Source organism: Pseudonocardia adelaidensis (assembly GCF_039543345.1).
GTDB lineage: Bacteria > Actinomycetota > Actinomycetes > Mycobacteriales > Pseudonocardiaceae > Pseudonocardia > Pseudonocardia adelaidensis.
On record NZ_BAABJO010000005.1, the window covers coordinates 53,408 to 78,714 of the forward strand.

Annotated in this window: 18 protein-coding genes, 3 pseudogenes and 1 riboswitch; of the genes and pseudogenes, 12 read left to right on the top strand and 9 right to left on the bottom strand. The window is 73.1% G+C overall.

Annotated features, from left to right (window positions below):
• The first annotated feature begins 9 nt into the window (after nucleotides 1-9).
• From ABEA81_RS07725 to ABEA81_RS07735, 3 genes are read left to right on the top strand one after another with little or no spacing between them, the layout of a single operon-like run.
• Nucleotides 10-783, top strand: a complete 774-nt coding sequence (locus ABEA81_RS07725) for an ATP-binding cassette domain-containing protein (protein WP_345604146.1) — start codon at nucleotides 10-12, stop codon at nucleotides 781-783.
• On the top strand, nucleotides 783-2,276 hold the full coding sequence (locus ABEA81_RS07730; protein WP_345604147.1) for a sugar ABC transporter permease: 1,494 nt from the start codon (nucleotides 783-785) through the stop codon (nucleotides 2,274-2,276). The genes ABEA81_RS07725 and ABEA81_RS07730 overlap by 1 nt, the downstream gene beginning before the upstream one ends.
• Nucleotides 2,273-3,487 carry an ROK family transcriptional regulator gene (locus ABEA81_RS07735; protein WP_345604148.1) on the top strand — a complete coding sequence of 405 codons (1,215 nt, stop codon included), beginning with the start codon at nucleotides 2,273-2,275 and terminating at the stop codon, nucleotides 3,485-3,487. Before ABEA81_RS07730 ends, ABEA81_RS07735 begins: the two co-directional genes overlap by 4 nt.
• Nucleotides 3,488-3,500: 13 nt before the next feature.
• Here ABEA81_RS07735 and ABEA81_RS07740 read toward each other — a convergent pair.
• A pseudogene (locus ABEA81_RS07740) lies at nucleotides 3,501-3,890 on the bottom strand (carboxylesterase/lipase family protein); the annotation flags it as partial.
• Here ABEA81_RS07740 and ABEA81_RS42580 point away from each other — a divergent pair.
• Nucleotides 3,869-3,991, top strand: a pseudogene (locus tag ABEA81_RS42580) (helix-turn-helix domain-containing protein); the annotation flags it as partial. The pseudogenes ABEA81_RS07740 and ABEA81_RS42580 sit on opposite strands and share 22 nt — an antisense overlap.
• Before the next feature lie 175 nt (nucleotides 3,992-4,166).
• A pseudogene (locus ABEA81_RS42585) lies at nucleotides 4,167-4,906 on the top strand (MmyB family transcriptional regulator).
• Here ABEA81_RS42585 and ABEA81_RS07750 read toward each other — a convergent pair.
• From ABEA81_RS07750 to ABEA81_RS07765, 4 genes are read right to left on the bottom strand one after another with little or no spacing between them, the layout of a single operon-like run.
• Nucleotides 4,818-6,161, bottom strand: a complete 1,344-nt coding sequence (locus ABEA81_RS07750; protein WP_345604149.1) for a right-handed parallel beta-helix repeat-containing protein — start codon at nucleotides 6,159-6,161, stop codon at nucleotides 4,818-4,820. The pseudogene ABEA81_RS42585 and the gene ABEA81_RS07750 sit on opposite strands and share 89 nt — an antisense overlap.
• Nucleotides 6,158-7,987, bottom strand: a complete 1,830-nt coding sequence (locus tag ABEA81_RS07755) for a right-handed parallel beta-helix repeat-containing protein (protein ID WP_345604150.1) — start codon at nucleotides 7,985-7,987, stop codon at nucleotides 6,158-6,160. The genes ABEA81_RS07750 and ABEA81_RS07755 overlap by 4 nt, the downstream gene beginning before the upstream one ends.
• A gap of 50 nt (nucleotides 7,988-8,037) precedes the next feature.
• Complete coding sequence (locus tag ABEA81_RS07760) at nucleotides 8,038-9,282, bottom strand: glycosyltransferase (RefSeq protein ID WP_345604151.1); 1,245 nt, start codon at nucleotides 9,280-9,282, stop codon at nucleotides 8,038-8,040.
• On the bottom strand, nucleotides 9,279-10,205 hold the full coding sequence (locus ABEA81_RS07765) for a hypothetical protein (RefSeq protein ID WP_345604152.1): 927 nt from the start codon (nucleotides 10,203-10,205) through the stop codon (nucleotides 9,279-9,281). Before ABEA81_RS07765 ends, ABEA81_RS07760 begins: the two co-directional genes overlap by 4 nt.
• A gap of 596 nt (nucleotides 10,206-10,801) precedes the next feature.
• Here ABEA81_RS07765 and ABEA81_RS07770 point away from each other — a divergent pair.
• The 5 genes from ABEA81_RS07770 (at nucleotide 10,802) to ABEA81_RS07790 (ending at nucleotide 15,896) form a co-directional block, all read left to right on the top strand.
• The gene (locus ABEA81_RS07770) at nucleotides 10,802-12,214 is read left to right on the top strand and encodes a cytochrome ubiquinol oxidase subunit I (protein WP_345604153.1); all 1,413 of its coding nucleotides are present in this window, start codon (nucleotides 10,802-10,804) and stop codon (nucleotides 12,212-12,214) included.
• Complete coding sequence (locus ABEA81_RS07775; protein ID WP_345604154.1) at nucleotides 12,211-13,227, top strand: cytochrome d ubiquinol oxidase subunit II; 1,017 nt, start codon at nucleotides 12,211-12,213, stop codon at nucleotides 13,225-13,227. The genes ABEA81_RS07770 and ABEA81_RS07775 overlap by 4 nt, the downstream gene beginning before the upstream one ends.
• 43 nt (nucleotides 13,228-13,270) lie before the next feature.
• Nucleotides 13,271-13,384: riboswitch (TPP riboswitch) on the top strand.
• Nucleotides 13,375-14,391 carry an ABC transporter substrate-binding protein gene (locus ABEA81_RS07780; protein ID WP_345604155.1) on the top strand — a complete coding sequence of 339 codons (1,017 nt, stop codon included), beginning with the start codon at nucleotides 13,375-13,377 and terminating at the stop codon, nucleotides 14,389-14,391. (Overlaps the previous riboswitch by 10 nt.)
• Nucleotides 14,366-15,145, top strand: coding sequence for an ABC transporter permease (locus ABEA81_RS07785; protein ID WP_345604156.1), 780 nt, complete (start codon nucleotides 14,366-14,368; stop codon nucleotides 15,143-15,145). Before ABEA81_RS07780 ends, ABEA81_RS07785 begins: the two co-directional genes overlap by 26 nt.
• On the top strand, nucleotides 15,138-15,896 hold the full coding sequence (locus tag ABEA81_RS07790) for an ABC transporter ATP-binding protein (RefSeq protein ID WP_345604157.1): 759 nt from the start codon (nucleotides 15,138-15,140) through the stop codon (nucleotides 15,894-15,896). Before ABEA81_RS07785 ends, ABEA81_RS07790 begins: the two co-directional genes overlap by 8 nt.
• Here ABEA81_RS07790 and ABEA81_RS07795 read toward each other — a convergent pair.
• The 4 genes from ABEA81_RS07795 to ABEA81_RS07810 all read right to left on the bottom strand — a co-directional run bounded on the left by ABEA81_RS07795 (nucleotide 15,815) and on the right by ABEA81_RS07810 (nucleotide 23,030).
• Complete coding sequence (locus tag ABEA81_RS07795; RefSeq protein WP_345604158.1) at nucleotides 15,815-16,627, bottom strand: tetratricopeptide repeat protein; 813 nt, start codon at nucleotides 16,625-16,627, stop codon at nucleotides 15,815-15,817. The genes ABEA81_RS07790 and ABEA81_RS07795 overlap by 82 nt on opposite strands.
• 104 nt (nucleotides 16,628-16,731) lie before the next feature.
• Nucleotides 16,732-17,742: a LacI family DNA-binding transcriptional regulator gene (locus ABEA81_RS07800; protein ID WP_345604419.1), complete on the bottom strand. Its 1,011-nt coding sequence runs from the start codon at nucleotides 17,740-17,742 to the stop codon at nucleotides 16,732-16,734.
• Nucleotides 17,743-17,859: 117 nt separating this feature from the next.
• Nucleotides 17,860-21,741 (bottom strand): hypothetical protein, encoded by a 3,882-nt coding sequence (locus ABEA81_RS07805; protein WP_345604159.1) that lies wholly within the window; start codon nucleotides 21,739-21,741, stop codon nucleotides 17,860-17,862.
• A complete protein-coding gene (locus ABEA81_RS07810) occupies nucleotides 21,738-23,030 on the bottom strand; it encodes an MFS transporter (RefSeq protein ID WP_345604160.1) in 1,293 nt (430 codons plus the stop codon). Before ABEA81_RS07810 ends, ABEA81_RS07805 begins: the two co-directional genes overlap by 4 nt.
• Nucleotides 23,031-23,762: 732 nt before the next feature.
• Here ABEA81_RS07810 and ABEA81_RS07815 point away from each other — a divergent pair.
• A complete protein-coding gene (locus ABEA81_RS07815) occupies nucleotides 23,763-24,110 on the top strand; it encodes an L-rhamnose mutarotase (protein ID WP_345604161.1) in 348 nt (115 codons plus the stop codon).
• Entirely contained in the window at nucleotides 24,107-25,264 is a 1,158-nt protein-coding gene (gene rhaI / locus ABEA81_RS07820) for an L-rhamnose isomerase (protein ID WP_345604162.1), read from the top strand. The genes ABEA81_RS07815 and rhaI overlap by 4 nt, the downstream gene beginning before the upstream one ends.
• Nucleotides 25,265-25,307: the final 43 nt, after the last annotated feature.

The window sequence follows — 25,307 nt, forward strand, 5'->3', positions numbered from 1 at the left end:
AGGTGCACCATGAGCGAACCGATCCTGCAGCTGCGCGGGGTCAACAAGAGCTTCGGCGCCGTGCAGGTGTTGCACGACGTCGACTTCGACGTGCGGGCCGGTGAGGTCACCGCCCTCGTCGGCGACAACGGGGCGGGCAAGTCGACGCTGGTGAAGTGCGTGGCCGGCATCCACCCGTTCGACAGCGGGGAGATCCGCTTCGCCGGCGAGCCGGTCACGATCCACGGCCCCACCGACGCGTCCCACCTCGGCATCGAGGTCGTGTACCAGGACCTCGCGCTGGCCGACAACCTCGACATCGTGCAGAACATGTTCCTCGGGCGGGAGCGGGGCAAGCCCTGGCTGCTCGACGAGGCCGACATGGAGCAGGCGGCCCGCCGCACCCTGGCGTCGCTGTCGGTGCGCACCGTCACCTCGGTGCGGATGCCGGTGGCGGCGCTGTCCGGCGGGCAGCGCCAGACCGTCGCCATCGCGAAGGCCGTGCTGTGGGACTCCCGGGTCGTGCTGCTGGACGAGCCGACGGCCGCGCTGGGCGTCGCGCAGACCCGGCAGGTGCTCGACCTGGTCCGCCGCCTGGCCGAGCAGGGCCTCGGCGTCGTGCTGATCAGCCACAACATGGCCGACGTGTTCGAGGTCGCCGACCGGATCGCCACCCTGTACCTGGGCCGGATGGTCGCGCAGGTGCCGACCAAGGACGTGACGCACGGCCAGGTCGTCGAGCTGATCACCGCGGGCCGGTCGGGTGACCTCGGCCTGCAGCGCCCCGAGAGTGTGGCCGTCTGATGCCTTCCGAGAAGGTCAGTACCGAGAAGACGAAGTCCGAGGAGTCGCAGGTGGAGAAGACGGCCGACGCCGTGGGTGCGGCGGAGCGCGCCGCGCCCGCATCCGCGCGTGCGGCCGACTTCGGCATCGACACCACGGCCCGGAGCACCCAGGAGGCGATCCGCGCCTACCTGAGCAATCTCCGCAACGGTGAGCTGGGCGCGCTGCCCGCCCTGCTCGGGCTCGCGGCGCTGTTCGTGCTGTTCACCGTGCTGGACACGGGTGGTACGTTCCCCAGCCTGCTGAACCTGGCCAACCTGCTGCAGCAGGGGGCGGGGCAGACGATCATCGCCATCGGCCTGGTGTTCGTGCTGCTGACGGGCGAGATCGACCTCGCAGCCGGCACGGCGTCCGGGCTCGCGGCGGCCGTCATGGCGCTGCACCTGGTGAGCGGCGGCAACCTGCTCGGCGGCATGGGCACCACGGTGTTCGTGATGTTCCTCGTGGTGATCGTGGTCGCGATCGTGCTGGCACTGATGTTGCGCATCTGGTTCGGCGCCGTGCTCTCGGCCGTGGCGTTCGTGCTGCTGTTGATCGGTTTCCCGCCCAACCCGTGGCTGGAGATGCTCCTGGCCGTGTGCGTCGGCGTCACGATCGGCTGCCTCACCGGGTTCGCCGTCGCGAAGCTCGGCATGCCCTCGTTCGTGGTGACGCTGGCGCTCTTCATCGCGTGGCAGGGCGTCATCCTGCAGCTGATCGGCGAGGGCGGAACCCTGGGCCTGCGCGACCCGGTGATCATCGCGGTGGCCAACGGCAACCTGTCGACGCTGGGCAGCTGGGTGCTGTTCGTGGTCGCCGCGGGCGGCTACGCGGCGGTGCTGCTCAACCGGCAGCGGTCGCGGCGCAAGCTCGGGCTGGTGGCGCAGCCGACCGGGCTCGTGCTGCTGAAGGTGGGCGCCGTGGTGGTGCTCGCCGCGGTGGCGACGTTCCTGCTCACGCTCGACCGCTCGCCGGGCACCACGCCGATCGCGGGCGTGCCCTACGTCGTGCCGGTCGTGCTCGTACTGCTCGTCGCGGGCACGTACGTGCTCGACCGCACCCGCTTCGGCCGGCACGTGTACGCGGTCGGCGGCAACCGGGAGGCCGCGCGCCGGGCGGGCATCGACGTCACGCGCGTGCGGGCCACCGTGTTCGTGATCGGCTCGGCGTGCGCGGCGATCGGCGCGATCGTCTACTCCTCGAAGGTGGGCTCGGTGTCCCCGGCCGCGGGCGGCGGCAACACGCTGCTGTTCGCCGTGGGCGCCGCGGTCATCGGCGGCACGTCGCTCTTCGGCGGACGCGGGCGCGTCAGCAACGCCGTGATCGGCGGGGCGGTGCTCGCCACCGTGAACAACGGCCTCGGCCTGCTCGGCCAGCCCGCGTCGGTGGTGTTCCTCGTCAACGGGATCGTCCTCCTGCTCGCCGCGGGGGTCGACGTGCTGTCGCGGCGGCGATCGGCGGTCGCCGGCAGGTGAGTCGCACGTGGGGCGGTGACGGCGGCGGCGGGGCGTCCGCCGTCACGGCGGGTGCCCGGCCCGACGAGGCCCGCCGGCACAACCGCGCCGCCCTGCTCCGGCGCCTGCACGTCGCAGGGCCCTGCACGCGTGCCACGCTCGCCTCCGAGCTGGGGCTCAACCGCAGCACGATCAAGGCGGTGGTCGACGGCCTCGCCGAGGCCGGCGTCGTCACCGAGGCGGTGCCCGCGCAGCGCAACGGGGCCGGCCGGCCGTCGCTGATGGTGCTGCCCGAGCCCGAGGCCGCCGTCGTGCTCGCCATCGACGTGCGCGTCGAGCAGGTCGCGATGGCCATGGTCGGCATCGGCGGGCAGGTGCTCGGCCGGCACAGCTGGAACCTGCACCACCGCACCCGCGTTCCGGGCGAGGTGATCACCCACATCGCGGAGTCGGCGCAGCTGCTCGCCGACGAGCTCGCCGTGTCCGCCCGCGGCGCGGCGGTCTCGGTCCCCGGCGTCGTGCGGCGCGACGACGGGTTCGTGCACGAGGCGCCCAACCTCGGGTGGCGCGACGTCGCGCTCGGCGCCCGGCTGGGGACCGTGCTGCGGATCCCGGTGCAGGTGGCCAACGACGCCGAGCTGGGCGCGCTCGCCGAGCACGTCCGTGGCGAGGCGCACGGCGTCGACGACCTCGTCTACATCTCCGCCGACCGCGGCGTCGGCGGTGGCGTGATCGCGGCAGGCCGGCCCCTGCGGGGCACGCGCGGGTACGTCGGTGAGATCGGCCATCTCGTCGTCCGGCCCGGCGGCCGGGCCTGCTACTGCGGCAACCGCGGCTGCTGGGAGACCGAGGTGGGGGAGGCGGCGCTGTGCCGGGCCCTCGGGCTGCCCGAGGACACCCCGCGCGGCGTGGTGGTGGCCGAGCTGCGCTCGCTCGCGGACGCACCCTTCCCCGGGCCGGCCACCGCTCCACTCGACGAGTTCGCCGAGTGGCTGGCGACCGGTCTCGTCACGGTCGTCAACGTGACGGCCCCGGACCTCGTGGTGCTCGGCGACCTGTTCACCGCGCTCCCGCCCGCGGTCGTCGACCACGTCCGGACGCAGGTGCACGAGCGGAGCCTGGTGAGCAGGGCGGTCGGGGGCACCCGCATCGAGACCAGCCCGCTCGGGCGCGACGCCAAGCTCGTGGGGGCGGCGGAGCTGGCCTTCGAGCCGGTGCTCGGCGCGGTATGAGGGATCGGGACGGTCAGGACGTCCGGCCTGGCAACACCTCCACCACCGGTCGATGCGGGTCGTAGGCGGGCCAGCCCGGGTCGCCGGTCGTGGCGAACGCGACCCACGCCCCGTGCACCCGCCCGGCGAGCCCGGTGGGGACGGGGTCGGGGCCGAGCAGACCGCTCTCCCCGTGCAGCCACGACTCGTGGGCGAGGTCGAAGACGAACGGCAGCTCGACGGTGTGGGCGGCACCGAGCCTGCCGCCGAGGGCCGTCGAGCGGTACCCGAACGAGTAGACGTGGGTGCGGCCGCCGGACAGCTGCGCGTGTGCCGCGGCCATCCGCGCGGTGCCGGCCCCGAACAGCGCCTCCCCGAGCAGCGCCGAGCGCAGCTCGCCAGGTGTGGCCCCGGGCCGGGCCGCTCGGTGGCGGGCTGCGCCGCGAGGAGCTCGCCCAGCTGGCAGGCGTCAGCGTCTCGTACTACACGCGCCTCGAGCAGGGCCTCTCACGCGGCGCCTCGGCAGAGGTCCTGGAAGCCGTCGCCCGCGCCCTGCGGCTCGACGACCACGAGCGCGAGCACCTCGGGCGGCTGGCCGAGGCCTCCCGCCGGGCGCCCCGGGTGCGCAGGCCACGGCCCGAGCGGCCCGCCGACGAGACGCGGGATCCTGCGTGCCGTCGACGCCGTCCCCGCGCTCGTACTGGGCCGGCGTACGGACGTGCTCGCGTGGAACGAGCTGGGGCACGCCCTGACCGCTGGGCACCTGGATCCGGACAGCCCCGACGACCCGGCCCGGCGGCCGAACACGAGCCGGATGCTGTTCCTCGATCCGCACTGCCGGGAGCTGTACGCGGACTGGGAGCGCAAGGCGCGCGCGGTCGTCGGCTACCTGCGGATCGCGGTCGGCCGGTACCCGAGGACCCGCTGCTCGCGGCGCTGATCGGCGAGCTGACGATGAAGAGCCCCGAGTTCGTCGCGCTGTGGGCCGACCACCGGGTGGCGCCGTGCGACGCCGCGTCCTACGAGCTGCACCACCCCGTCGTGGGGAGGGTGACGGTGACGCAGCAGACGCTGGCGATCGCCCGTTCGCCGGGCCAGTCGCTGGTCGTCTGCACGACGCCGGCCGGGTCCCCCCTCCGAGGAGGCGCTCACCCTGCTCCGGGCCACCGGGGTGGCGTACGCCGGCCGGGCCGCGCGGGTGCCCGGGCCGGGGTGAGGGCTCGATGGCGCCGTGCTCGCCCTTGTGGTGGTGATCGCCGATCCCATGCCTCCGCGTGGTCGGACCCAGCGGTAGGCGCACCGGATCCCGGGGCCGGCCCCGGCGCTGACCCCGCCCTGATCGGCCGGGGCGCTACCCCCTGTCCGCCACCACGTCGGCGTCGGTGTTGCCGCTCACCTCGTTGGCGCTGTCCGGGGCCACCGGGTCGCCGGTGGACATGATCCCCGAGCGGTTCTCGGTGATCGTGTTCCCGGTGAGGTCGACGGCGCCGCTGGTGTCGACGTACACGCCGTACCGGGCGTTCTCCGCGATGACGTTGTCGTGCACGGCGGTGCCGGTCGACTCGCTCACCACGCGCAGGCCGTCCTGCTGGTTGCCGCGGAGCTGGTTTCCCTCCACGACGTTGCCCTCGGCGAGCTGCGTGACCCCGACGCCGGTCTCGCCGTTGTCGTACACCTCGTTGCCGCGCAGCGTGTTGGCGCCCGACTCGTTGATGTTGATGCCCTGGGCGTTGTTGCCGAACGACTGGTTGCCCTCGACGAGGTTCCGGTCCGAACGCAGGTACAGCACGATCCCGTGGTGGGCGTTGCGGTACACCACGTTGTCGCGGATCACGCTGTCGGTGCAGTCCTCGGCGAGGATGATCCCGTGCTTGCCGTTGTCGTGCACGACGTTGCGCTCGATGGAAAGCTTCGTCGACCCGGTGTGCGGGTCGATCCCGTACAGGACGTTGTCGCGGAACTCGTTGTCGAGCACGGACAGGCCGCTCACCTCGTAGGTGTAGAGCCCGTAGTAGAGGTGCGACACGACGCTGTCGGTGATCGACCCGCCGGTGCCCGCGGTGCGCCAGGACAGCCCGTACGCCTCCACGTCGCCGTGGCCCAGGTAGTGCAGCTCGGCGTGGGAGATCGTCATCTGGGCGCCGTCCCGGGCGAGCAGGAAGCTGCGGCCGTCGTCGAAGCCGGTGTCCACGCTGCCCGTGCCCTCGTCCCACGACGTGACGCAGGAGCCGGTGATGTCGAGCTTCCCGCCGAGCGCCTCGACCGACACGAACCGGCCCGGGGCGCTCGCGAGCTTGAGCCACCGGACCTGCGGCGCGCTGATCTGCAGCTCGGCCCCACCGCGCACGGCGAGGTCGGCGCCGAGCTGCCACTCGCCGGGGTTCACCTCGCGCAGGGCCGCGGGGTCACCGACGGCCGCGGCGATCGCCGGCAGCGTGACGCCGGTGCCGGCGACGAGGTCGATCACGTTGGTCGCCCGGTCGAACCGGACGTCGAGCCCGGTGGGCGCTGCGGGTGCCGGCGCGTCGGCGGCCGGGGCCTCCCGCACGCACGGCTGCGCCGGATCGGACGCGGCGGGCGCCGGGACGTCCCGGCGCTCCAGCGGCGCCGGTGCGGCCGTGCCGCAACCGGCCACGAGTACGGCCGCGACGGCGCCGGTGACGAGCGCCTGCACGGCGCGGCGCCAGGTAGTCACAACGCCTCCATCGGAAGGGGCGGGCGGCGGCGCCGGGTGGCGCCGCCGAGCCGGCGCTGGCGGAACGTGTGCAGCTCCTCCAGCACCACGGCCAGCAGGATCAGCGGGACGCCGACCGCGCCCAGCAGGTTGAGCGGCGGCAGGCTGAGGTCGTTGGCGCCCTGCTGGGTGACCACGCCGCGCACCGACTCCAGCGCGTGCACGTTGGAGTCGACGAGCGTGAACGGGCTTCCCTGGGCGCTGTTGACCCCGAGCTCGGTGGTGTCGACCGTGATCCCGGACGCGTAGACCTGCTCCGGGGAACGGGAGCGGATCCCCTCCCTGGCGGCCGTGATCGTCGAGTTCGTGACCGTGGCACCGGCCGCGAGGTCCAGCCCCGTGCCGCCGCCGGTGATCTGGGCGCCCGTGATGCGGGCGTCCGGGGTGAAGCTGCGCACGCCGTCGGACTCGACCCCGTTGACGGCGAGGTCGGTGACGACGAGCCCGGACGTGCCGGCTGCGGTGACGAGCCCGTCGCGGCCGCCCTCGACGGTGAGCCCGGTGAGGCGGATGTCGTGGGCGCCGCGGTCGACCCGCACGGCCGAGCGGGAGTCGTACACGTGGACGTCGTCGAGCGTGATGTCGTTGCCGTTGACGGCCACTCCTGCGACGCGGGCGCCGCTGAACGTGGAGTTCCTGGCCTGGAGGCCGCTGGTGCTCTTCTCGACCACCAGCCCGCGGGTGCCGCCGGTGGTCTGGATCCCGTCCAGCACGATCCCGGAGCTGTGGACGTGGGTGAACACGCCCAGCCGCTGGTCGGTGGCCGTGTAGCCGGTGACCGTGATGCCGGTGGAGCGGGAGATCCGCAGCCCGCCGGCCTGGTCGGCCGTGGTGTCGACCGCCGAGATCTGCGTGCCGTTCTCGCCGACCACCGCGACGCCGAAGGCGCCGTTGGCGTTCGTGCTGATGCCGTTGATCGGGCGACCGCCGCTCGCACCGGACACCAGCACGCCGTTCTCGCCGTTGCCGGTGGCCCGGATCCCGCTCATCGTGGTGCCCTCGTCACCGGCCAGCACGAGCCCGTCCTCGGCCGAGTCGGACACCGTGAGCTGGTCGATCTGCACGCCTTCCGAGTGGGACAGCTGCACCCCGGTGCTGCCGCGCGCCACCGTGCTGCGCACGAGCGATCCGGTGCTGCCCTTGTGGAACTCCACGGCCGCGTTGCCGTCGTCGTCGGCCCCGGGGGTGCCGTCGGACACGGCGCCGAGATCGTTGATCGTGGCGTCAGTGATGTCGAGCCGGCCGCCGCCCGAGGCGACGATCGTCGGGCGACCCTTCGCCTCGGGCGGGAGCGGCTGCCCGGTGGCGGGGTCGACGGACGTGACGGTGATCCCGTTGATGGCGAGGCGGCCGCTGCCGGTGTGGATCGAGGCGGCGTCGGCCTGGGTGGCCCCGCCGGCGAGCGCCACGGTGTGCACGGGGCTGCCGGAGCCGCCCAGCTGGAGCGCGACGCGCGGGGTGAGGACGAGGGTGGCGTCGAGCGTCGCGGTGCCGTCGGTGACCTTCAGCCAGTCCGACGGCAGGGCGCGGTCGAGGTCGGCGATGGTGACCGTGCCGCTGGCACGGCCGACCTGGCGCGTGACGCGGCCGTCGGTGGCCAGGTCGATGCGGTAGTCGCGCACGACCGCCATGTGGTGCGGGCGGCCGCGGGACTCCCACGCCCTGCGCACCGAGGCGGCGGTGTCAGGGGTGATCACCTGGGTGGGTTGGACCACCGCCACCGGACGGGCCACCGGGACGGCCATCGCCGTGCCCGCCGTGAGCCCGAGGCCGATGGCGGTGGTCATGCCCGCCGCGAGGATGCGTCCGACCCACCGCGTACTGGTGGTGCCGGTGTTCATGCAGCAGCCCTCCGGAGGGGGATGACGTTGTCGTGGTGGTCGTCGTCGGTGTGGTCGCCGACGGTGGTGCGCACGACCTCGCCGTTCTCGACCGCGACCTGGCGGGTGAGCCAGGCCTGCTTGCGGATGGTGACCAGCGCCGTGATCTTGATGATCGCCATCAGCCAGGAGACGGCCACGTAGCCCAGCACGAAGAAGAAGCTGGACGGGCGGCGGCGGATGTGTGGGGCGAGCTTGGCCGCGCGGCTGATCTGCCACCAGAGCAGCAGCACGCCCGCGAGGATCCAGTTCTGGGTGATGAGCGCGATCACCATCGCGGTGGGCCCGAGCAGCAGCGTGAAGCTCGAGATGCCCTTGTCGATCATGGTGTAGGCGAGGAACGGGTGGCGCCACACCCAGGGCTTCGACAGCGCCCGCAGGTCCGAGCGCCATGTGTTGCGGGCCCAGCGCAGCCGCTGGCGGAAGAAGATGCGCCAGCGGTCCGGGAACGTGGACCACACCTCGGCGGTGCGCTGCATGTAGGTGAGGTGCCCGCGCTCCAGGATCAGCGTGGTCAGCCGCTTGTCGTCACCGGAGAGCGACTGGACACCCCAGAACGTCTCGTTCATGAAGTCGTCCTCGATCTCCAGCAGCAGCTCGCGCCGGTAGACCGCGGTGCGCCCGGACAGACAGGAGACGGCCTTGCCCAGCAGGCTCTGGCTGGCGTTCTCGTCGAAGTAGCGGTGGTCGAGGAACATGTCCGTGATCCGGGCGAGGAACCCCTTCGACCCGTAGACCGACTGGCGGGTGCCCACCCCGCCGATCCGCGGGTCGGCGAACGGCTTGGCCACCTCGGTGGCCACGTCCTGGGCCCAGATCGTGTCGGAGTCGACGAGGGCGACCAGCTCCGTGCGGGCGGCTCGCCACCCGCGGCGCAGCGCGTCGCGCTTGCCCGGGACGTCGGTGATGACGACGGTGACCGGGTAGCGGCTGGCGACGTCCTGGCAGGTGGTGTCGGAGGCGTCGATGACGAGGATGACCTCCTCGACGTCGTTGGCCAGCCACGACTCGATCGCCGCCGCGAAGATCTTCGGGTCTTCCTGGTAGACCGGCACCACGATGGACAGCGGCAGCCGGTGGGTGTTGATCACCGGCTTGTACAGCACCGCGGGGATGCGCCGCACCAACCACGCACCCCAGCGGATCAGGCCGAGCACGCCCAGCGGGGTGCCCAGCACGTAGTAGTAGACCGGCAGGTTCATGCCGACTTGCGCTCCCCGGTGGCCCTGCTCTGCTCGCGGAGGTCACCGGCGGCGGCGTGCGCCGCCTGCTCGACCTCGTGCTCGACGATCGCGGCGAGCCGGTCGTTGACCTCGACCACGGCCGAGAGCAGCGGCATGTCCACCCCGACGGTGTCGGCGAAGCCGAGGAAGCCCTGGGTGTCCTTGGGCAGGCACACCCCGCCGTAGGGGGCGCCGCCGCGGATGCCGTACTCGGGGTTGATCGAGCCTTCGGCGGAGCGGGCGACGGTGGCGGCGATCGGGTCCAGGTCCAGGCCGAGCTTCTGGGCGACCAGCCACATCTCGTTCCAGAAGCTGATCTTGGTGGCGTTGAAGATGTTGTGCGCGCACTTGATGAACTCGGCCTCGGCCGGGTCGGTGAAGGTGCGCAGCTCGCCACCGAACGGGGAGAGCACGGCGCGCAGCCGCTCCACGTTCCGCGGGTCGCGGCTGGCGATGATGGTCATCCACGGGTTGGCGAAGTCCTCGGCCGCGGAGACCGCGCGCAGGAACTCCGGGTTCGACGCCAGCCCGAAGCCCTCGTTCGCGACCATCCCGGAGTTCTCCTCCAGGGTGGTCTTGACCAGGCCCTCGGTGGTGCCCGGGGGCACGGTGGAACGCACGACCACGATGTGCTTCGCCGACGCGCCCGCGATCGCGCGACCCACGGCCGCGGTGCCCGCGGTGAACGCCGACAGGTCGTAGCGGTGCCCGTCGTTCGGCGTCGGCAGCGTCAGGAAGATCAACGACTCCGGCTCGCCGGCCAGGTCGATCGCGGTGCGGGCGTCCCAGCCGCGGTCGCGCAGCTCGCGGACCCGCACCTCGTTGATGTCGACGAACGTGACGTCGTGGCCGGCCTTCAGGAAACCTTCACCGGTTGCGGCGCCCACGACACCGGAACCCATGATGAAAATCCTGCTCTTCACGGAAATGTCCCCCCTGCTGATGGCGATCCGAGGACGAGCAAGATCCACCTCGGATCTGGATACGGTGTGGCGGAGCGGCGGACGGCGCCGTCCGCACGGATGGTTCGAACCCGCCCCGGTCGTCGCGGACCGGCACGCGGGCATGCTCGAACACCCCGTGGGCGACGGGTGCTCGAGCGCATCGGTGCGGGTCAACCGATCCTCGGTGCGGCCGGTGCCAGCTCCCGCTGAAGTCGTCCGGTGTTGCGCCCCCGCCGGACGGCTCCCGTTTCCGGGAGTCGAGATCGGTCGTTTCTCCTACCGCTGACCGGCTGATCGCCGGTGGAACCCCTACGAGATCAACCTTATCTCAACGGCCCCTGAGATCGTCTCAGATTCGGAGTAGCACCGGGTCCGAGGGCCGGTGGCCTCGGCGCGATTTCCGCAGGTCACGGCGTTGCGCGCGGCGAGCGATCGCGCGTCGCTGCGGAGAGGCGGCGACTGTGATAACCGGCACTGCCGTTCCACCAGCCCAAACGCAATGGTGCGGCGCGGAGTTCCGCGGGTAGCCCTGCCCCGACGACCGGGGGTGGTGCGTGGGCGCTACGGAATGGGTCGTGGTGGCCGCGACCCCGGGAGACCTCGTGGCTGCGCGCACGCAGATGGGGTTCTCGCTGGGGTGGCACATCGTGATCGCCTGCTTCGGCGTGGGCATGCCCGGCCTCGCCGTCTTCGCGGAGTGGCGAGGGCTGCGGACCGGGGACCCGGCGTGGGAGGGGCTCGCCCGCACCTGGGCCCGCTCCATGGGTGTGCTGTTCGCGGTCGGTGCGGTGTCGGGCACCATCCTCAGCTTCGAGATGGGGCTGCTGTGGCCCGGCCTGATGGGAACCTTCGGCGACGTGATCGGGCTGCCCTTCGCGCTGGAGGGGTTCGCCTTCTTCATCGAGGCGATCTTCCTGGGGATCTGGCTGTACGCCTGGGACCGGCTGCCGCCGCGCATCCACGTGCTCACCGGCGTGCCGGTGCTCGTGGCGGGGGTGGCCTCGGCCTTCTTCGTCGTCACGGCGAACGCGTGGATGAACCAGCCGCGGGGCTTCGACCTCGTCGACGGCCGGGTGACCGGTGTGCGGCCGTGGGGGGCGATGTTCAACCCCGCGACGCCCCCGCAGACCGTCCACATGATCGTCGCCGCGTTCATGGTCACCGGGTTCGGCATGGCCTCGGTCTACGCCGTCGGGCTGCTGCGGGGCCGCCGGGACCGCCACCACCGGCTCGGCTTCCTCGTCCCGTTCACCGTCGCGGCCGTGCTCGCCCCCGTGCAGGTGGTGGTCGGCGACTGGGCGGCGCACTTCATCGCCGACAACCAGGCGCTCAAGCTCGCGGCGATCGAGGGGCTCTCCGAGACCACGGCCGGGGCGCCCCTCTCGCTCGGCGGGATCTACACCGGCGGAGAGCTGCGCTATGCGCTGGAGATCCCGAACGCGCTCTCGTTGCTGGCGCACTGGGATCCGGACGCGGTGGTGCTCGGCCTCGACCAGGCCGCGCCGGACCTGCGGCCGCCGGTCAACGTCGTGCACCTGAGCTTCCAGCTCATGGTCGGGATCGGGTTCGCGCTGGTCGCGCTCGGCGCGTGGCAGGCGGGGAGCTGGTGGCGGCGCCGGGACCTGCCCGGATCGCCGTGGTTCCTGCGCGCCGCCGTGCTCGCCGGGCCGGCTGCGGCGCTCGCCCTCGAGGCCGGGTGGGTGGTCACCGAGGTCGGCCGCCAGCCGTGGGTCGTCTACGGCGTGCTCCTCACCCGTGACGCGGTCAACCCGCACCCCGGGCTCGTGGCCGGTCTGCTGATGGTGCTGGCCGTCTACGCGGTGCTGACGGTCGCGACGGTGACGGTGCTGCGGCGGCTGGCCCGCCGCGGTCCGGTGGCGCCCCAGGAGCGTGCGGGAGAACCGGTGTCACAGCTCCCGGTATCACAGCGTCCCGCGTCACGGCGCCCCGGCGAGGCCGAGCGGTGAGCGCGGCGGACGCGCTGCTCGCGATCCTCTGGGTCGGGCTCACCCTGTACGCGCTGCTCGGCGGCGCCGACTTCGGGGCCGGCCTGTGGGACCTGCTCGCGGGCGGCACCGAGCGCGGCAGGCCGCAGCGCGACCTGATCGAGCACTCGATCGGCCCGGTCTGGGAGGCCAACCACGTGTGGCTGATCTTCGTGATCACGCTGTTCTGGACGGCGTTCCCGGCGGCGTTCGCCCCGTTCGCCGCCACCCTCTACATCCCGCTCACCCTCGCGGCGCTGGGCATCATCGCCCGAGGAGCCGCCTTCGCGTTCCGCAAGGCGAGCGAGGAGCTCGCGCTGCAGCGCGCGTACGGTGCCGCGTTCGCCTTCTCCTCGCTGGTCACGCCGTTCTTCCTCGGCACCACCGTCGGTGCCGTCGCGTCCGGGCGCGTGCCGGCGCGGATCGGCGCGGGCGACGTGATGGGCAGCTGGTGGAACCCGACGTCGGTCACCGCAGGCGTGCTCGCCGTCGGGACGACGGCCTACCTCGCCGCCGTCTACCTGTGCGCCGACGCCCGGCGGGCCGGGCGGGAGCGGCTCACCGAGGGCTTCCGCATGCGGGCGCTCGGCACCGGCGTGCTCGTCGGCATCGCGACGATCGCCGCGCTGGTGGTCGTCCACGCGGACGCGCCCGGCCTCTTCGCCGGGCTGACGGGTCCGGCGCTCCCGGTTGCCGTGGTCAGCGTGCTCGCCGGCGTCGCGTCGCTCGGGCTGCTGGTCGCCCGCCGCTACGTGCTCGTCCGGCTGACCGCCGCGCTGGCCGTCACCGCGGTGCTCTGGGGGTGGGGTGTCGCGCAGTACCCGACCGTGCTGCCCGGGCTGACGGTCGCCGCGGCGGCCGGAGACCCCGCGGTGCTCTCCACGGTGCTGTGGGTCCTCGGGTTCGGGGCCCTGCTCCTGGTGCCGTCGTTGCTGTTCCTGTTCACGGTATTCCAGCGGGAACGGGCGTTCCAGCGGGAACGTGCGGCGCGCTGAGAGCGGCGGGGTGCGCACGATCGGGCGGTACGACGTATTGTCGTGCCGACCCCACGGGAGCCTCGCGTTCCGAGGCTGAGAGGGCGGCAGGACCGGCCGCTGACCGTTCGTACCTGACCCGGTTAGTACCGGCGTAGGGAGGAACTGGTGAAACCCGTACGTGCCCGAGCGCTGGCGGCCCTGTCGGCCGTGCTGGCACTGGTGCTGGCCGGCTGCGGCAGCGGGAGCGGGCCGCAGCCGATCCGCGTGGCACTCGACTGGACGCCGAACACCAACCACACCGGCCTGTTCGTGGCCCAGCAGGAGGGCTGGTTCCGCGAGGCGGGCCTCGACGTGCAGTTCCTGCCGTACAACAACACCTCTCCGGACACGCTCGTCTCCTCCGGCGCCGCGGAGTTCGGCATCAGCTTCCAGGACTCCTTCACGTTCTCGAAGGCGGCGGGCGCGGACATCACCTCCGTGATGGCCGTGCTGCAGCACTGGGCCACGCAGATCGCGGTGCGGGCCGACCGGGCCGACATCACGTCGCCGAAGGACCTCGACGGCAAGACCTACGGCGGCTTCGGCGCGGCGTACGAGGAGCCCAAGATGCGCGCGGTGATCCGGGACGCGGGCGGCACGGGCACGTTCCGGACGGTCGTCCTCGGCACCGCCGCGTACGAGGCGCTCTACGCGGGGCAGGTCGACTTCACGGAGCCGTTCGTCGCATGGGAGGGCATCGAGGCGGAGATGCGCGGGCAGCCGCTCAAGACGTTCTCCTACACCGACTACGGGTTCCCGGACGCCTACAACGTGCTGCTCATCGGCAACTCGCCATGGCTGCAGGCCCACCCCGACCTCGCGGCGAAGTTCGTGCAGGCGGCGCAGCGCGGCTACCAGCTCGCGGCCGACGACCCGGACCGCGCGGCCCAGCTCCTGATCGACGCCAACCCCGGCACGTTCACCGAACCGGACCTCGTCCGGCGCAGCCAGGAGATGCTCGCCGACCGGTTCCTGCGCGACGAGAACGGCCGGGTGGGCACCCAGACGCTCGAGAAGTGGACGGGGTACTCGGGCTGGGTGTTCGGCACGGGGGCGCTGACCGGACCGGACGGGGCCCCGCTCACCCAACGCCCGGACTTCACCACCTGGTTCAGCGATGACTACGTCGCGCCGCCGGCCTGACTCGCGGGTGTTGCCGCGGGTGCTGCCGCCGCTGGTGCTCGTCGTGGCGGGGCTCGTGGCGTGGCAGTGGGCCGTCACCGCGGCGGCGGTGCGCCCGCAGGTGTTGCCCTCGCCCCTGCGGGTGCTGGAGCAGGGCTGGGCGTTCCGCGACCAGATCTGGGCGAACACGCTGCCGACGGTGCAGGTCACCGCGGTCGGGTTCGCGGTGTCGCTGGCGCTTGGCTGGGCGATCGCGGTGGCGGTGGACTTCTCGCCGTGGCTGCGCCGCGCCCTCACGCCGCTGCTCGTCGCCTCGCAGACGCTTCCGATCATCGCGATCGCCCCGCTGCTGATCATCTGGTTCGGGTTCGGGCTGTTCCCGAAGGTCGTGGTGATCGCCCTCGTGACGTTCTTCCCGATCACGGTCGGGCTCGTCGAGGGGTTCGCCGCCACCGACCGGCAGGCCACCAGCCTGCTGCGCAGCATGGGCGCCTCGCGCTGGCAGCAGTTCCGCTACGTGCGGCTGCCCGGCGCCATGCCCCGGTTCTTCACGGCGCTGCGCATCGGGATCACCTACGCCGTCACCGGCGCGATCTTCGCCGAGTACGTGGGCGCGACGGCCGGGCTGGGCATCTTCATGAGCGTCCAGAAGAACTCCTTCCGCACCGACCTCGTGCTCGCGGCCGTGCTGGTCACGGCGCTGCTGTCGGTGGCGCTGTTCCTGCTGACCTACGCCGTGGAGCGGCTCGTGATCCCGTGGTGGCGCCGTGGCTGACGTGAAGCTCGTGGTGGACGGCTTGCACAAGTCGTTCCCGGGCCCACTCCCCGTGCTGGACGGGGTGGAGTTCGACGTGGCGCCCGGCGAGTTCGTCTCGGTGATCGGGCCGAGCGGCTGCGGCAAGTCCACGCTGTTCAACGTGATCGCCGGGCTGGAGACGCCGGATGCCGGGCGCGTGCTGGTGGACGGTGCCGACGCCACCGGGCGCGTCGACCACGTCGCCTACATGCCGCAGCGCGACCTGCTGTTCCCGTGGCGCACGGTGCTGGACAACACGACGCTCGGCCTCGAGGTGGCCGGGGTGCCGCGGCGCGCCGCGCGGGAGCGGGCCCGCGCGCTCTTCGCGCCGTTCGGCCTCGAGGGGTTCGAGTCGGCGCGGCCGCACGAGCTGTCGGGCGGGATGCGCCAGCGGGCCGCGCTGTTGCGCACCGTCGTGCAGGACCGGGCCGTGCTGCTGCTCGACGAGCCGTTCGGCGCGCTGGACTCGCTCACCCGCACCGACATGCAGACCTGGCTGGAGGAGGTCCGCGCCGGCTTCAAGTGGACCGTCCTGCTGATCACCCACGACATCCGCGAGGCGGCGTTCCTGTCCGACCGGGTGGTGGTGCTCGGGCCGCGGCCCACGCGGGTGCGGCGGGAGGTGGTGGTGGACCTGCCGCGCCCCCGTCAGGTCGAGCTGATCACCTCGACGCGGTTCGCCGAGGTCGAGGCCGAGCTGCTCGCGGCGTTGCGCGGTTCCCCGTCCTGAAGCACGCTCAGCAGCTCGTCGTGCAGCGCGACGGTGTCGGGGTGGTTCGCACCGAGCAGCGCGGACGAGTCCGCGAAGGCCTGCCGGAACAGCGCGACGGCCTCGTCGGAGCGGCCGAGCGCGGCGAGGCAGCCCGCGGCGTTCGCGCGCAGGGCGATCGTGTGCGCGTGGCGGGGGCCGTGGGCCTGCTCCGAGTCGTGCAGCGTGACCTCGAGCAGGGTGAGCGCCGACACGACGTCCCCCGCGGCGGCGCGGGCGAGGGCCATCCCCATCCGGGAGACGAGCGTGTCGGGATGGGTGGGCCCGAGGATCCGGCGGCGGTCGGCGGTGACGCGCGTCGACAGCTCGACCGCCTCATCGGCCCGCCCGGCCAGGCGGTAGGCCGAGGCCAGGGCGTCGGCGGCCGTGAGCGTGCGCGGGTCGTCGGCGCCGAACACGCGCACGCGGTCGGTGAGGTTCGCGGCCATCAGCTCCAGCCCGCGCCGGTCACCGGCGGCCACGAGCGCGGCGGCGAGGTTGCCTGCCACCGTGAGCGTGTGCGGGTGGTCGCCGCCGAGCGAGCCGATGCACCCCTCGTGGGCGTCCTCGAACCGGGGCACGGCCTCGGACACCCGCCCCACCGCGAAGTAGCTGACGCCGTCAGCGTTGCGCGCGGCGAGCGCGGCGACGTCCTCCGGGCCGCGTTGGCGGGCGGATCCACGATCGCGTCCCTCGCGCGACCACCACGCCATCGTCGACCCCTTCCCCCAATCGGTGGAGCCAGACGGTACCGATAGGCCCTGGGCCCCTCGACGCGGGTCCCGGGAAAGTGATCATCCCGGCCGGGCGGTCCCCGTCACGCGGGCCTGCTGGCCGGGCGCAGGCGGGTGGAGGCGCGCACCACGAGCTCGGGGGCGAAGACCACCTGCTGGTGCTGGTGGTCCTCCGGCGCCCGGGCCTCCTCGAGGAGCAACGTGGCCGCGGTCCGGCCCAGCAACTGCCGGGGCTGGCTCACCGACGTCAGCGGCACGGCCGCGGCCTCGGCGAACTCGATGTCGTCGTAACCGACGATCGCGAGGTCGTCGGGCACGCGGAGGCCGAGGCGCACCATCTGCTGCAGCAGCCCGAGCGCGACGAGGTCGTTGGCGCAGAACGCCGCCGTGGGGCGGCGCGCCGCGGGCATCCCGGCGATCCGCTCCCCGGCCCGGCGGCCCTCGGCGACGTTGAGCGCCGCCGTCTCCATGATCACGAGGTCGGCGCCGGGCGAGCGGGCGGCCGCCTTCTCGGCGCCGGCGATCCGGTCGGCGACCTGCCCGATCGCCCGCGGGCCGCCGACGAACGCGATCCGCCGGTGGCCCGTCTCGAGGAGGTGCGTGACGGCGAGGTCGCCGCCGAGCACGTCGTCGACGGTCACCGAGCAGCCGTCCGGGCCCGCGCCGCGGTCCACGATCACCACCGGCGTGCCGCGGCCCGCGAGCGCACCGAGGCGCGGGTCGGCCGCGTCGACCGGCGTGATCAGCACGCCCTCCACGCGTTGCTGCTCGAGCAGGTCGAGGAAGCTCGCCTGGCGGTCGCTGCTCTCGGCGCTGTTGCAGAGGAAGAGCGCGAGCCCCGCGCCGTCCGCTGCCTCCTGCACGCCCTCGGCCACGTCGGTGAAGAACGGGTTGGACGTGTCCAGCACGACGTAGGCGAGTGTGCGGCTGCCCCCGCCGCGCAACTGGCGCGCCGACTCGTTGCGCACGAACCCCAGCTCGGCGATCGCGGTCCGCACCCGCTGCCGGGTGCCCTCGCTGACCAGCTCCGGCCGGTTGAGGACGTTCGACACGGTGCCGAGCGAGACGCCGGCGCGCAGCGCCACGTCCTTCATGCTCGGGGCGCCCCGTGGGCCCGTCCCCGCCGTCACCGCTGTCGCCTCCCGAGACCGCTGGAACGGATCGAGTCTAGTGCTCTCGAGGTCATGGCCCCGCCACCCGCGGCGGATCGGTCATCGAGACCCCCCGTACCGGTGCAACACGACCGGCCCGAGCAACCCGGTCCGGACCTGCCCCGCGTAGACGCCGGCCGTGGGGGACGCGTCGTCGAGGTACCCGGCCAGGGTGCCGCGCACGACGACCTCGATCTCGTTCTCGCCGGGTCGCAGGTGCCCGGTGAGCTCGGCGCGCCACGGCCCCCACACCAGCCGGGCGGCGAGGCTGCCGTTCACGCGGACGTCGGCGGTGCCGCGCACCTCACCGAGGTCGAGCACGCTGCGCCCGCCCTCCGGCACCACCGCGGTGGCCCGGTAGGTCACGTGCCCGCCCAGCGCGCGCAGGCCCAGCTCCTCCCACGGCACGAGCGGCGTCTCGGCCTCGGTGACCTCCAGCTCGACGGGACCGTCCAGCAGCGCACCGCCGCGCCTGCCGTCGCGAGCTTTGAGGCGGAGCAGCACGTCGGGGCCGTCGTGCGCGGGGAGCCGGAGGACCCCGTCGACCGGGGTGATCTCCGTGCCGTCCACCTCCGCCACCACGGGCAGCGGTGTCGGGACCCGCAGCGCCACCGTTCCCGGCGGGACGCGCAGCCGCAGCCGTTCGGTGCGCTCGGGGCCGGGCGCGATGTCCGGCACGACCGGGAGCACCACGCCCCGCCCGCCCGCTGCCGGGTCGAGCCAGTCCGCTCCGGGCAGCGGGTGGGGCCGCGGGACCGCGCACACGAACGCGGGATCGCCGGGGTGCCTGCGGCGCAGCTCGAGCGGCACCGCGGCGCCGTCCCGCCGGGCGGTCCAGCCGGGCCCGCTGCACACGCCGAGGTCCGGGGAGTCGAGGGTGGCGGCGGTCGGCTCGCCGCCCTGGTTGGTCACGCGCAGGACGAGCTCGTTGGCACCGGCGCGCAGGTGCGGTCGGATGTCGTAGGCGTGCACGCGGACCTCGCGGTGGCCGGGGTACGGCTGGAAGTCGCCCTGGCGGCCGACCTCTGCGCCGTTGACGAGCACGCGGCACGCCCCGTCCGAGCCCACGTGCACCCGCGCGTCCGCGGGAACAGCGTCGAGCGGGAGGTCGAGGACGAGGTCGGCGGACTCGCCCACCACGACCTGCCCGGCCGGGAGCATCCACTCCGGACGCCGGTACGCCGCGGCGTCGGCCACCACGGCGAACGACGCGCGCAGCGGGCCGTTGCGCTCGGCGGTCAGCTCGATCTCGACGGCCACGGTGCGGCCGGCCGGAAGGGGGCTGAACGTCAGGTGCCCGGTGCCGTCGACCGGCACCTCGGCGCCGTCCACCAGCACGCGCCGGGGCGCCCCCGCCCCCACGGCGAGCAGGAGCCCCGGCCGGTCCGGAAGGGGCAGGTGGGTCCGCACGGCCACCCGTTCGCCGACGCGGACGTGCCGCCAGTCCAGGAACTCCTCCGGCACGTGGCCCTTGGGCCCGAGGGTCTCGGCGTGCGCGGGGTCGTCGCGGATGCCGCGCGCGAGCGACCACTCGGCGGGCCGCCACCCCGCCCCCGGCCCGCGGACCTCCGCGAACGGCCCGAACCCCGCCGTGACCGGCGTCCAGTCCCCGCCGTCTCGCGCGTGTTCCAGGCGCCATGCCTCGATCGGGAGGGTTCCGGGGCGGTCGGCGGCGGCGAGGTCGCCCCACCGGTTGTCCAGCGTGGACTCGGGGCGCACCCGCCACGGCCCGTCGAGCGGAATCGTGTCCAGCAGCGGATTCAGCGGCTCCGCGGTGGCGTCCGGGAGCTCCGAACCGAGGACGACGAGGGCCACGGCGCCGTCGTCGAAGGGCACGGCGAGCTCCCACGCCCCGTCCGGCGCGGCCGAGACCTCCAGCTCGGTGCGCCGGCCCGTGCCCGGCGACCAGCTCTGCGCCCGCGGCCGCTCGATCCCCGTCACCCGCACCCGCGCGACCCGGTCGCCGGCCACGCGGAACCGGTAGCCGGTGGTGCGCAGCGCGTCGTTGTAGCCCTGCCAGGTGAAGCCGCTCTCCAGCCAGGACCCGTGCAGGTCGAGGATCGGTGCCTCGGTGCCGGTGTGCTCGTCGTGGGCGGTGAGGGCGAGCACGTGCGCGTCGCCGTGGCGCCGCAACAGGAACGGGGCGTCGGCCTGCACGCGCACCGGGCCGTGCCGCACCGCGGCCGGCGCGTCCTGCGCGGTGGCGACCACGGCGATCGTCCCGTCGGCGACGGCCGCCGCGAACCGCTCCCCGACGCCCGCGTCGCCGCCGGGGAACAGCTCCGGCGCCCGCTCCACGCAGAGCACCCGCCCGCCCGCGGCGGCGAACTCCAGCAGCCGCTCCGCGGCATCGGCGTGCAGCGCGGACACGGCGGGCAGCACGAGGGTGCGGTAGACCTCGGCGCCGATGCGCAGCGTGTCCGCGAGCACCTCGCCGGTGGCGAGGGTGGCCTCGTCGAGGGCGTCGTGGTCGATCCCGGCCCGCTCCAAGACCCCGCACCGCTCGGAGAGCCACGAGTTCACGCCGTTGAGCTCGCGGAACACACGGTTGACCCGCTCGGCGTCCGGGAGCGGCCCGGCGAGGGTGACGTGGGCCTGCGCGGTGGTGGTGGGGGAGAGCAGCAGCACGTCGGCGACGTGCGTTCCTGCGGTGAGCACCGAGCAGAGCCGCGCCACCGCCGTGGCGAACACCGGGTAGGAGGGCCAGTACGGCTGGCGCCAGCAGGTGGACGGCGGCGCCCACTCCCACCAGCCGCCGACGGTGGAGTAGTAGACGGCGTGCGGGTCGTAGAGCGTGGCACCGCGGCGCAGGAACGCCGAGAGCCAGTCGTAGGTCTCCTCCAGCGTGCCGCCCCAGCCGGAGGAGTGGAACGCCTCGATCCAGGTGCGCTCGTGCCCGTTGGCGTGGGCCAGCGAGCTGTGGACCTTGGCGTCGCCCCAGTGGTCGCTACCGGGGGCGCCGTAGCCGCGGTGCAGGCCGAGGTAGTCGCCGTAGGTGTGCACGCCGCCGACCGGGTCGCCCTCCCGGGCCGGCGAGGCCTGGTCGAACCCGCAGACGAGCCCGCGCTCGGCGAACCACGCGTCGTGCTGGTCGAAGAAGCCGCGGCGGGCCAGCGTGGCGCGGTGGGCGTGGTAGTCGCGGCGCACCCGGGCGGCCTCGGGGGAGGGGTCCTGCTCCCAGAGCGCCCAGAGCCGGGGGAGCAGGTCGTAGCCGTGCTCCTGCTCGAAGGTCGCGGCGAAGTCGTGGCCCCACGTCGGCATCGGCGGCAGCTCGTCCTGGAAGAAGCCGCCGATGCTGCGGCCGAACCAGTGGCCGACGGCCTTCTCCATGGTGCCGTGCACCTGGTCGAGCAGGGCGGCGCAGGCCCGGGTGGAGAAGTAGTCGAACCCGCTGGTGCCGGCGTGGACGAGCGTGACGCGGGCCGGTGCGCCCGCCCAGCGCGCGACGCCCTCCGCCAGCGGGACGGGGACCCGCTCCCCACCCGCGGGGACCGCGTAGGCGGCGAGCGCATCGTGCCCGGCCGGGGCGGAGACGGAGACGTCGGTGCCCTCCGCCTCCGTGCGGAACAGCGCCTGCCCGGCGAACGCCGGCTCGGCCGCGACCAGGCGGCCCTGGAAGTTGGCCCCGGAGAAGCCGATCTGGTCGTAGAGCCAGAGCGTGAAGCCCAGCTCCTCGGCGTCGGCGCAGGCGCCGTCGAACAGCTCCAGCCACTCCGGGGAGAGGAACGGCGGGTCGTCGGCCACCGAACCGAACATCGGCCCGGTCGGTGCCAGGCACAGCACCACGGCCTGCCGGACGCCGCCCGCCACGAGCTGCTCCATCTGCCAGCGCAGCCGCTCCCGGGTGACGGTTGCGCCGCTCCACCACCAGATGGGCAGGGGGCCGTACTGCGGGCCGGGGTCGGTGAACCGGGCGAGCAGGTCCTCGACCCCGGCCGTCATGCCGCGGCCCGCTCGGCCTCGATCTGTTCGAGCGACTTGCCGACGGTGTCGGGCATCCAGAAGAACCCGATGACCCCGCTGATCAGGAGGAACGCCGTGAGCAGCAGGGCGACCGGCCCGATCTCCACCGCCGCGAGGATCGGCACGAAGAACGACCAGATGCCCAGCAGCGTGCGGGCCACGCCGAACGTGAAGCCCTGCGCGGTGCCGCGCAGCATCGTCGGGAACAGTTCCTGGCTGAACACCTTGTACGTCGGCTCGCCCGCGAGCGAGGCGCCGATGCCGAAGAGCACGATGTTGGCGATCACGACCGGCACCGTGAACGGCAGCACGAGGTAGATCGCGTACGCGGCGATCTGGAACAACGCGCCGATGCCCCACATCATCCGCCGGGTGCGGGAGCTGCGGTCGTTGTAGCGCATGAACACGAACACGGTCGAGAAGATCGTGATGATGAAGCCGGCGCAGGACAGGGCGATGCCGGCGGCCTGCGTGCCCGCGCCGAGCGTCTCGACGACGTACGGCGTGAAGATGCCTGCGGTGCCCGCGGCGAGCCCCCAGAACGTGTAGATCGACGCCGTCCACACGAGCGCGCGCAGGTTCGGCCCGCGGAAGAGCGCCGCCACCTGGTCGCCCATCGACCGCGCGCGGCCCGAGGCCGCGGTCCAGCGCGCCGACTCGACCATGCCGCGCCGCAACGCCCAGGTCACGAGCGCCACGATCGCGAGGTGGATGAACACGATCCGCGTGCCCAGCAGCCCGATCGGGCTCAGCACGAGCGCCAGCACCAGCACGACCACCGGGCCGAGGCTCCAGGCCACCTGCGTGAGCCCGATGAGCCGGCCGCGGCCCTTCGCCGGTGCGAACTCGCCCACGAGCGCGAGCGAGGTGGGCACGTCCGCACCCACCGCCAGGCCGACGATGAACGTGCCGGCGAACAACATCGCCGGGTCCACGGAGAACGCGATCAGCAGGATGCCCAGTGCGTAGACGAGCAGGTCCCACTTGTAGATGCGCTTGCGACCGAGCTTGTCGCCGAGCCGCCCACCGACGAACGCGCCGATCGCGCATCCGATGGCGTTCGGCCCGATCGCCGTGAGCGCGCCGACCCCGAAGCTGGAGAGGCCCAGCTCCGACTGGAACAGCGTGAGCCCGGCGCCCAGCGCCACGATCGAGCCGGCGTCGAGGTAGGACGCCATCGCGGCGAGCACCGACCACTTCCACTGCTGCCTGCTGATCGTCGTGTCGTCCCCACCGGGCTCGACCCCGACGGCATCGGGTGCGGCCATGGGCTCTCCTCGTCCTCGTCGACGGCGTGGCTGTTGAAACGTATTAAGGCGGCAGGCTAGCGCCGGTGCAGACCGGCAACAAGCCCCAATTTTCACGTCTCGAGTTGAGATCATCCCAGTTTGACGCGCGATGGAGCGGGCGGCGTCCCGCGCGCCTCGCCGCGTCGATGGACCGAACGGTGCATTCGCTCGCACCCCGTGGGCACAACCGTTGGGGTCCTTCTCCGGGCCTCCTGGCGGCGCCGCGCAGTGTGCGGGGCCGCCCCTCGCAGCCGCTGGTGCGACCCGTGACCTTCGAGCCTCTGCGGCCACTACGGGCAGCACCGCGGGCAGGCCGGGGCCTGCCCGATGGTCCGCGCGGCGCCGCCAGGAGGCGGTCCCGCAGCGGGGTCGGCGCGCGGCGATCACGGGCAGATGGTTGCTCCGCAGGGGTGACCACGGGCGGATGGTCGCTGCCGGAGATCATTCGGCCACCATTTCGCCTTGATCGGCGATCCGGTGCGCGCGCTGCACCTCGGACGGCACCACGTGTGACGACGCCGCCGTCGAGCGCTCCCCCGATCGCCCTCGACCACTGAGAACCCAGGAATCAACCATCCAGCGAGCGGGAGTGCCGGTCGCTCCGTGCGGGTGCGTGGCGGCGACCCCGTTGACGCCCCCGGCGCCGACCCCTAGAGTGAATTGAAAGGTTTCATTCCGTCGCCGACGTCGTCGCATGGAGGGCCGAACACCTTGCGGTACTGCTTCCTGCTCCAGGTCCGGCCCGACCGCTTGGACGAGTACAAGGAGCGCCACCGCGCGGTGTGGCCGGAGATGCTCGCGGCGCTGCGCGACACCGGCTGGCGGAACTACTCGCTGCACGTGCGCGATGACGGGCTGCTCGTGGGGTACGTCGAGTGCGACGACCTGGCCGCCGCGCAGCGCGCGATGGCCGACACCGAGGTGAACACCCGCTGGCAGGCCGAGATGGCGCAGTACTTCACCGGCCTCGACGGCCGGGCCCCGGACGAGGGGTTCCTCGTCCTCGAGGAGGTCTTCCACCTGGAGGACCAGCTGTCCCGAACGGAGAACGACAGGTGAGAGACGTCCGGGCTGCCCTGCGGCAGCAGCGCATCGAGACCCCGTCGTGGGCCTACGCCAACTCCGGCACGCGGTTCAAGGTGTTCACCCAGCCCGGGGTACCGCGCAACCCCGAGGAGAAGATCGCCGACGCGGCGGTCGTGCACCGGCTGACCGGCGTGGCGCCCACGGTGGCGCTGCACATCCCGTGGGACGAGGTGGACGACTACGCGGCGCTCGCGAAGTACGCCGCCGACCAGGGCGTCGGGATCGGGGCGATCAACGCCAACGTCTTCCAGGACGACGACTACAAGCTCGGCTCCGTCACCAACCCGGACGCGGGCGTGCGCCGCAAGGCCACCGACCACCTGCTCGAGTGCGTCGACATCATGGACGCCACCGGCTCGCGGGACCTGAAGCTCTGGTTCTCCGACGGCACCAACTACCCGGGGCAGGACTCGATCCGCGCCCGCCAGGACCGGCTCGCCGAGGCGCTCTCCGAGGTGTACGCCCGGCTCGGTGACCACCAGCGGATGCTGCTGGAGTACAAGCTCTTCGAGCCGGCGTTCTACACCACCGACGTGCCGGACTGGGGCACCTCGTACGCCCACTGCATCGAGCTCGGCCCCAAGGCCACCGTCTGCATCGACACCGGCCACCACGCCCCGGGCACCAACATCGAGTTCATCGTGGCGTTCCTGCTGCGGGCCGGGAAGCTCGGCGCGTTCGACTTCAACTCCCGCTTCTACGCCGACGACGACCTCATGGTCGGCGCGGCCGACCCGTTCCAGCTGTTCCGGATCATGCACGAGATCGTCTCCGCCGACGCGCTGGGCGAGGAGGCCGGCATCGCGTTCATGCTGGACCAGTGCCACAACATCGAGCCGAAGATCCCGGCGATCATCCGGTCGGTGCTCAACGTGCAGGAGGCCACGGCCAAGGCGCTGCTCGTCGACGCCGACGCGCTCGCCGCGGCGCAGCAGGCCGGTGACGTGCTCGGCGCCAACGCGGTGCTGATGGACGCCTACAACACCGACGTCCGCCCGCTGCTGCGCGAGCTGCGCGAGGAGATGGGCCTCGACCCCGACCCGACGGCCGCATACGCGAGGTCCGGCTACGCCGAGAAGATCGTGGCCGAGCGGGTGGGCGGCGAGCAGGCAGGCTGGGGCGCGTAGGCCTCGCCCTGGTGTCAGCAAAGTGGCTTTACTGACGCCAGGC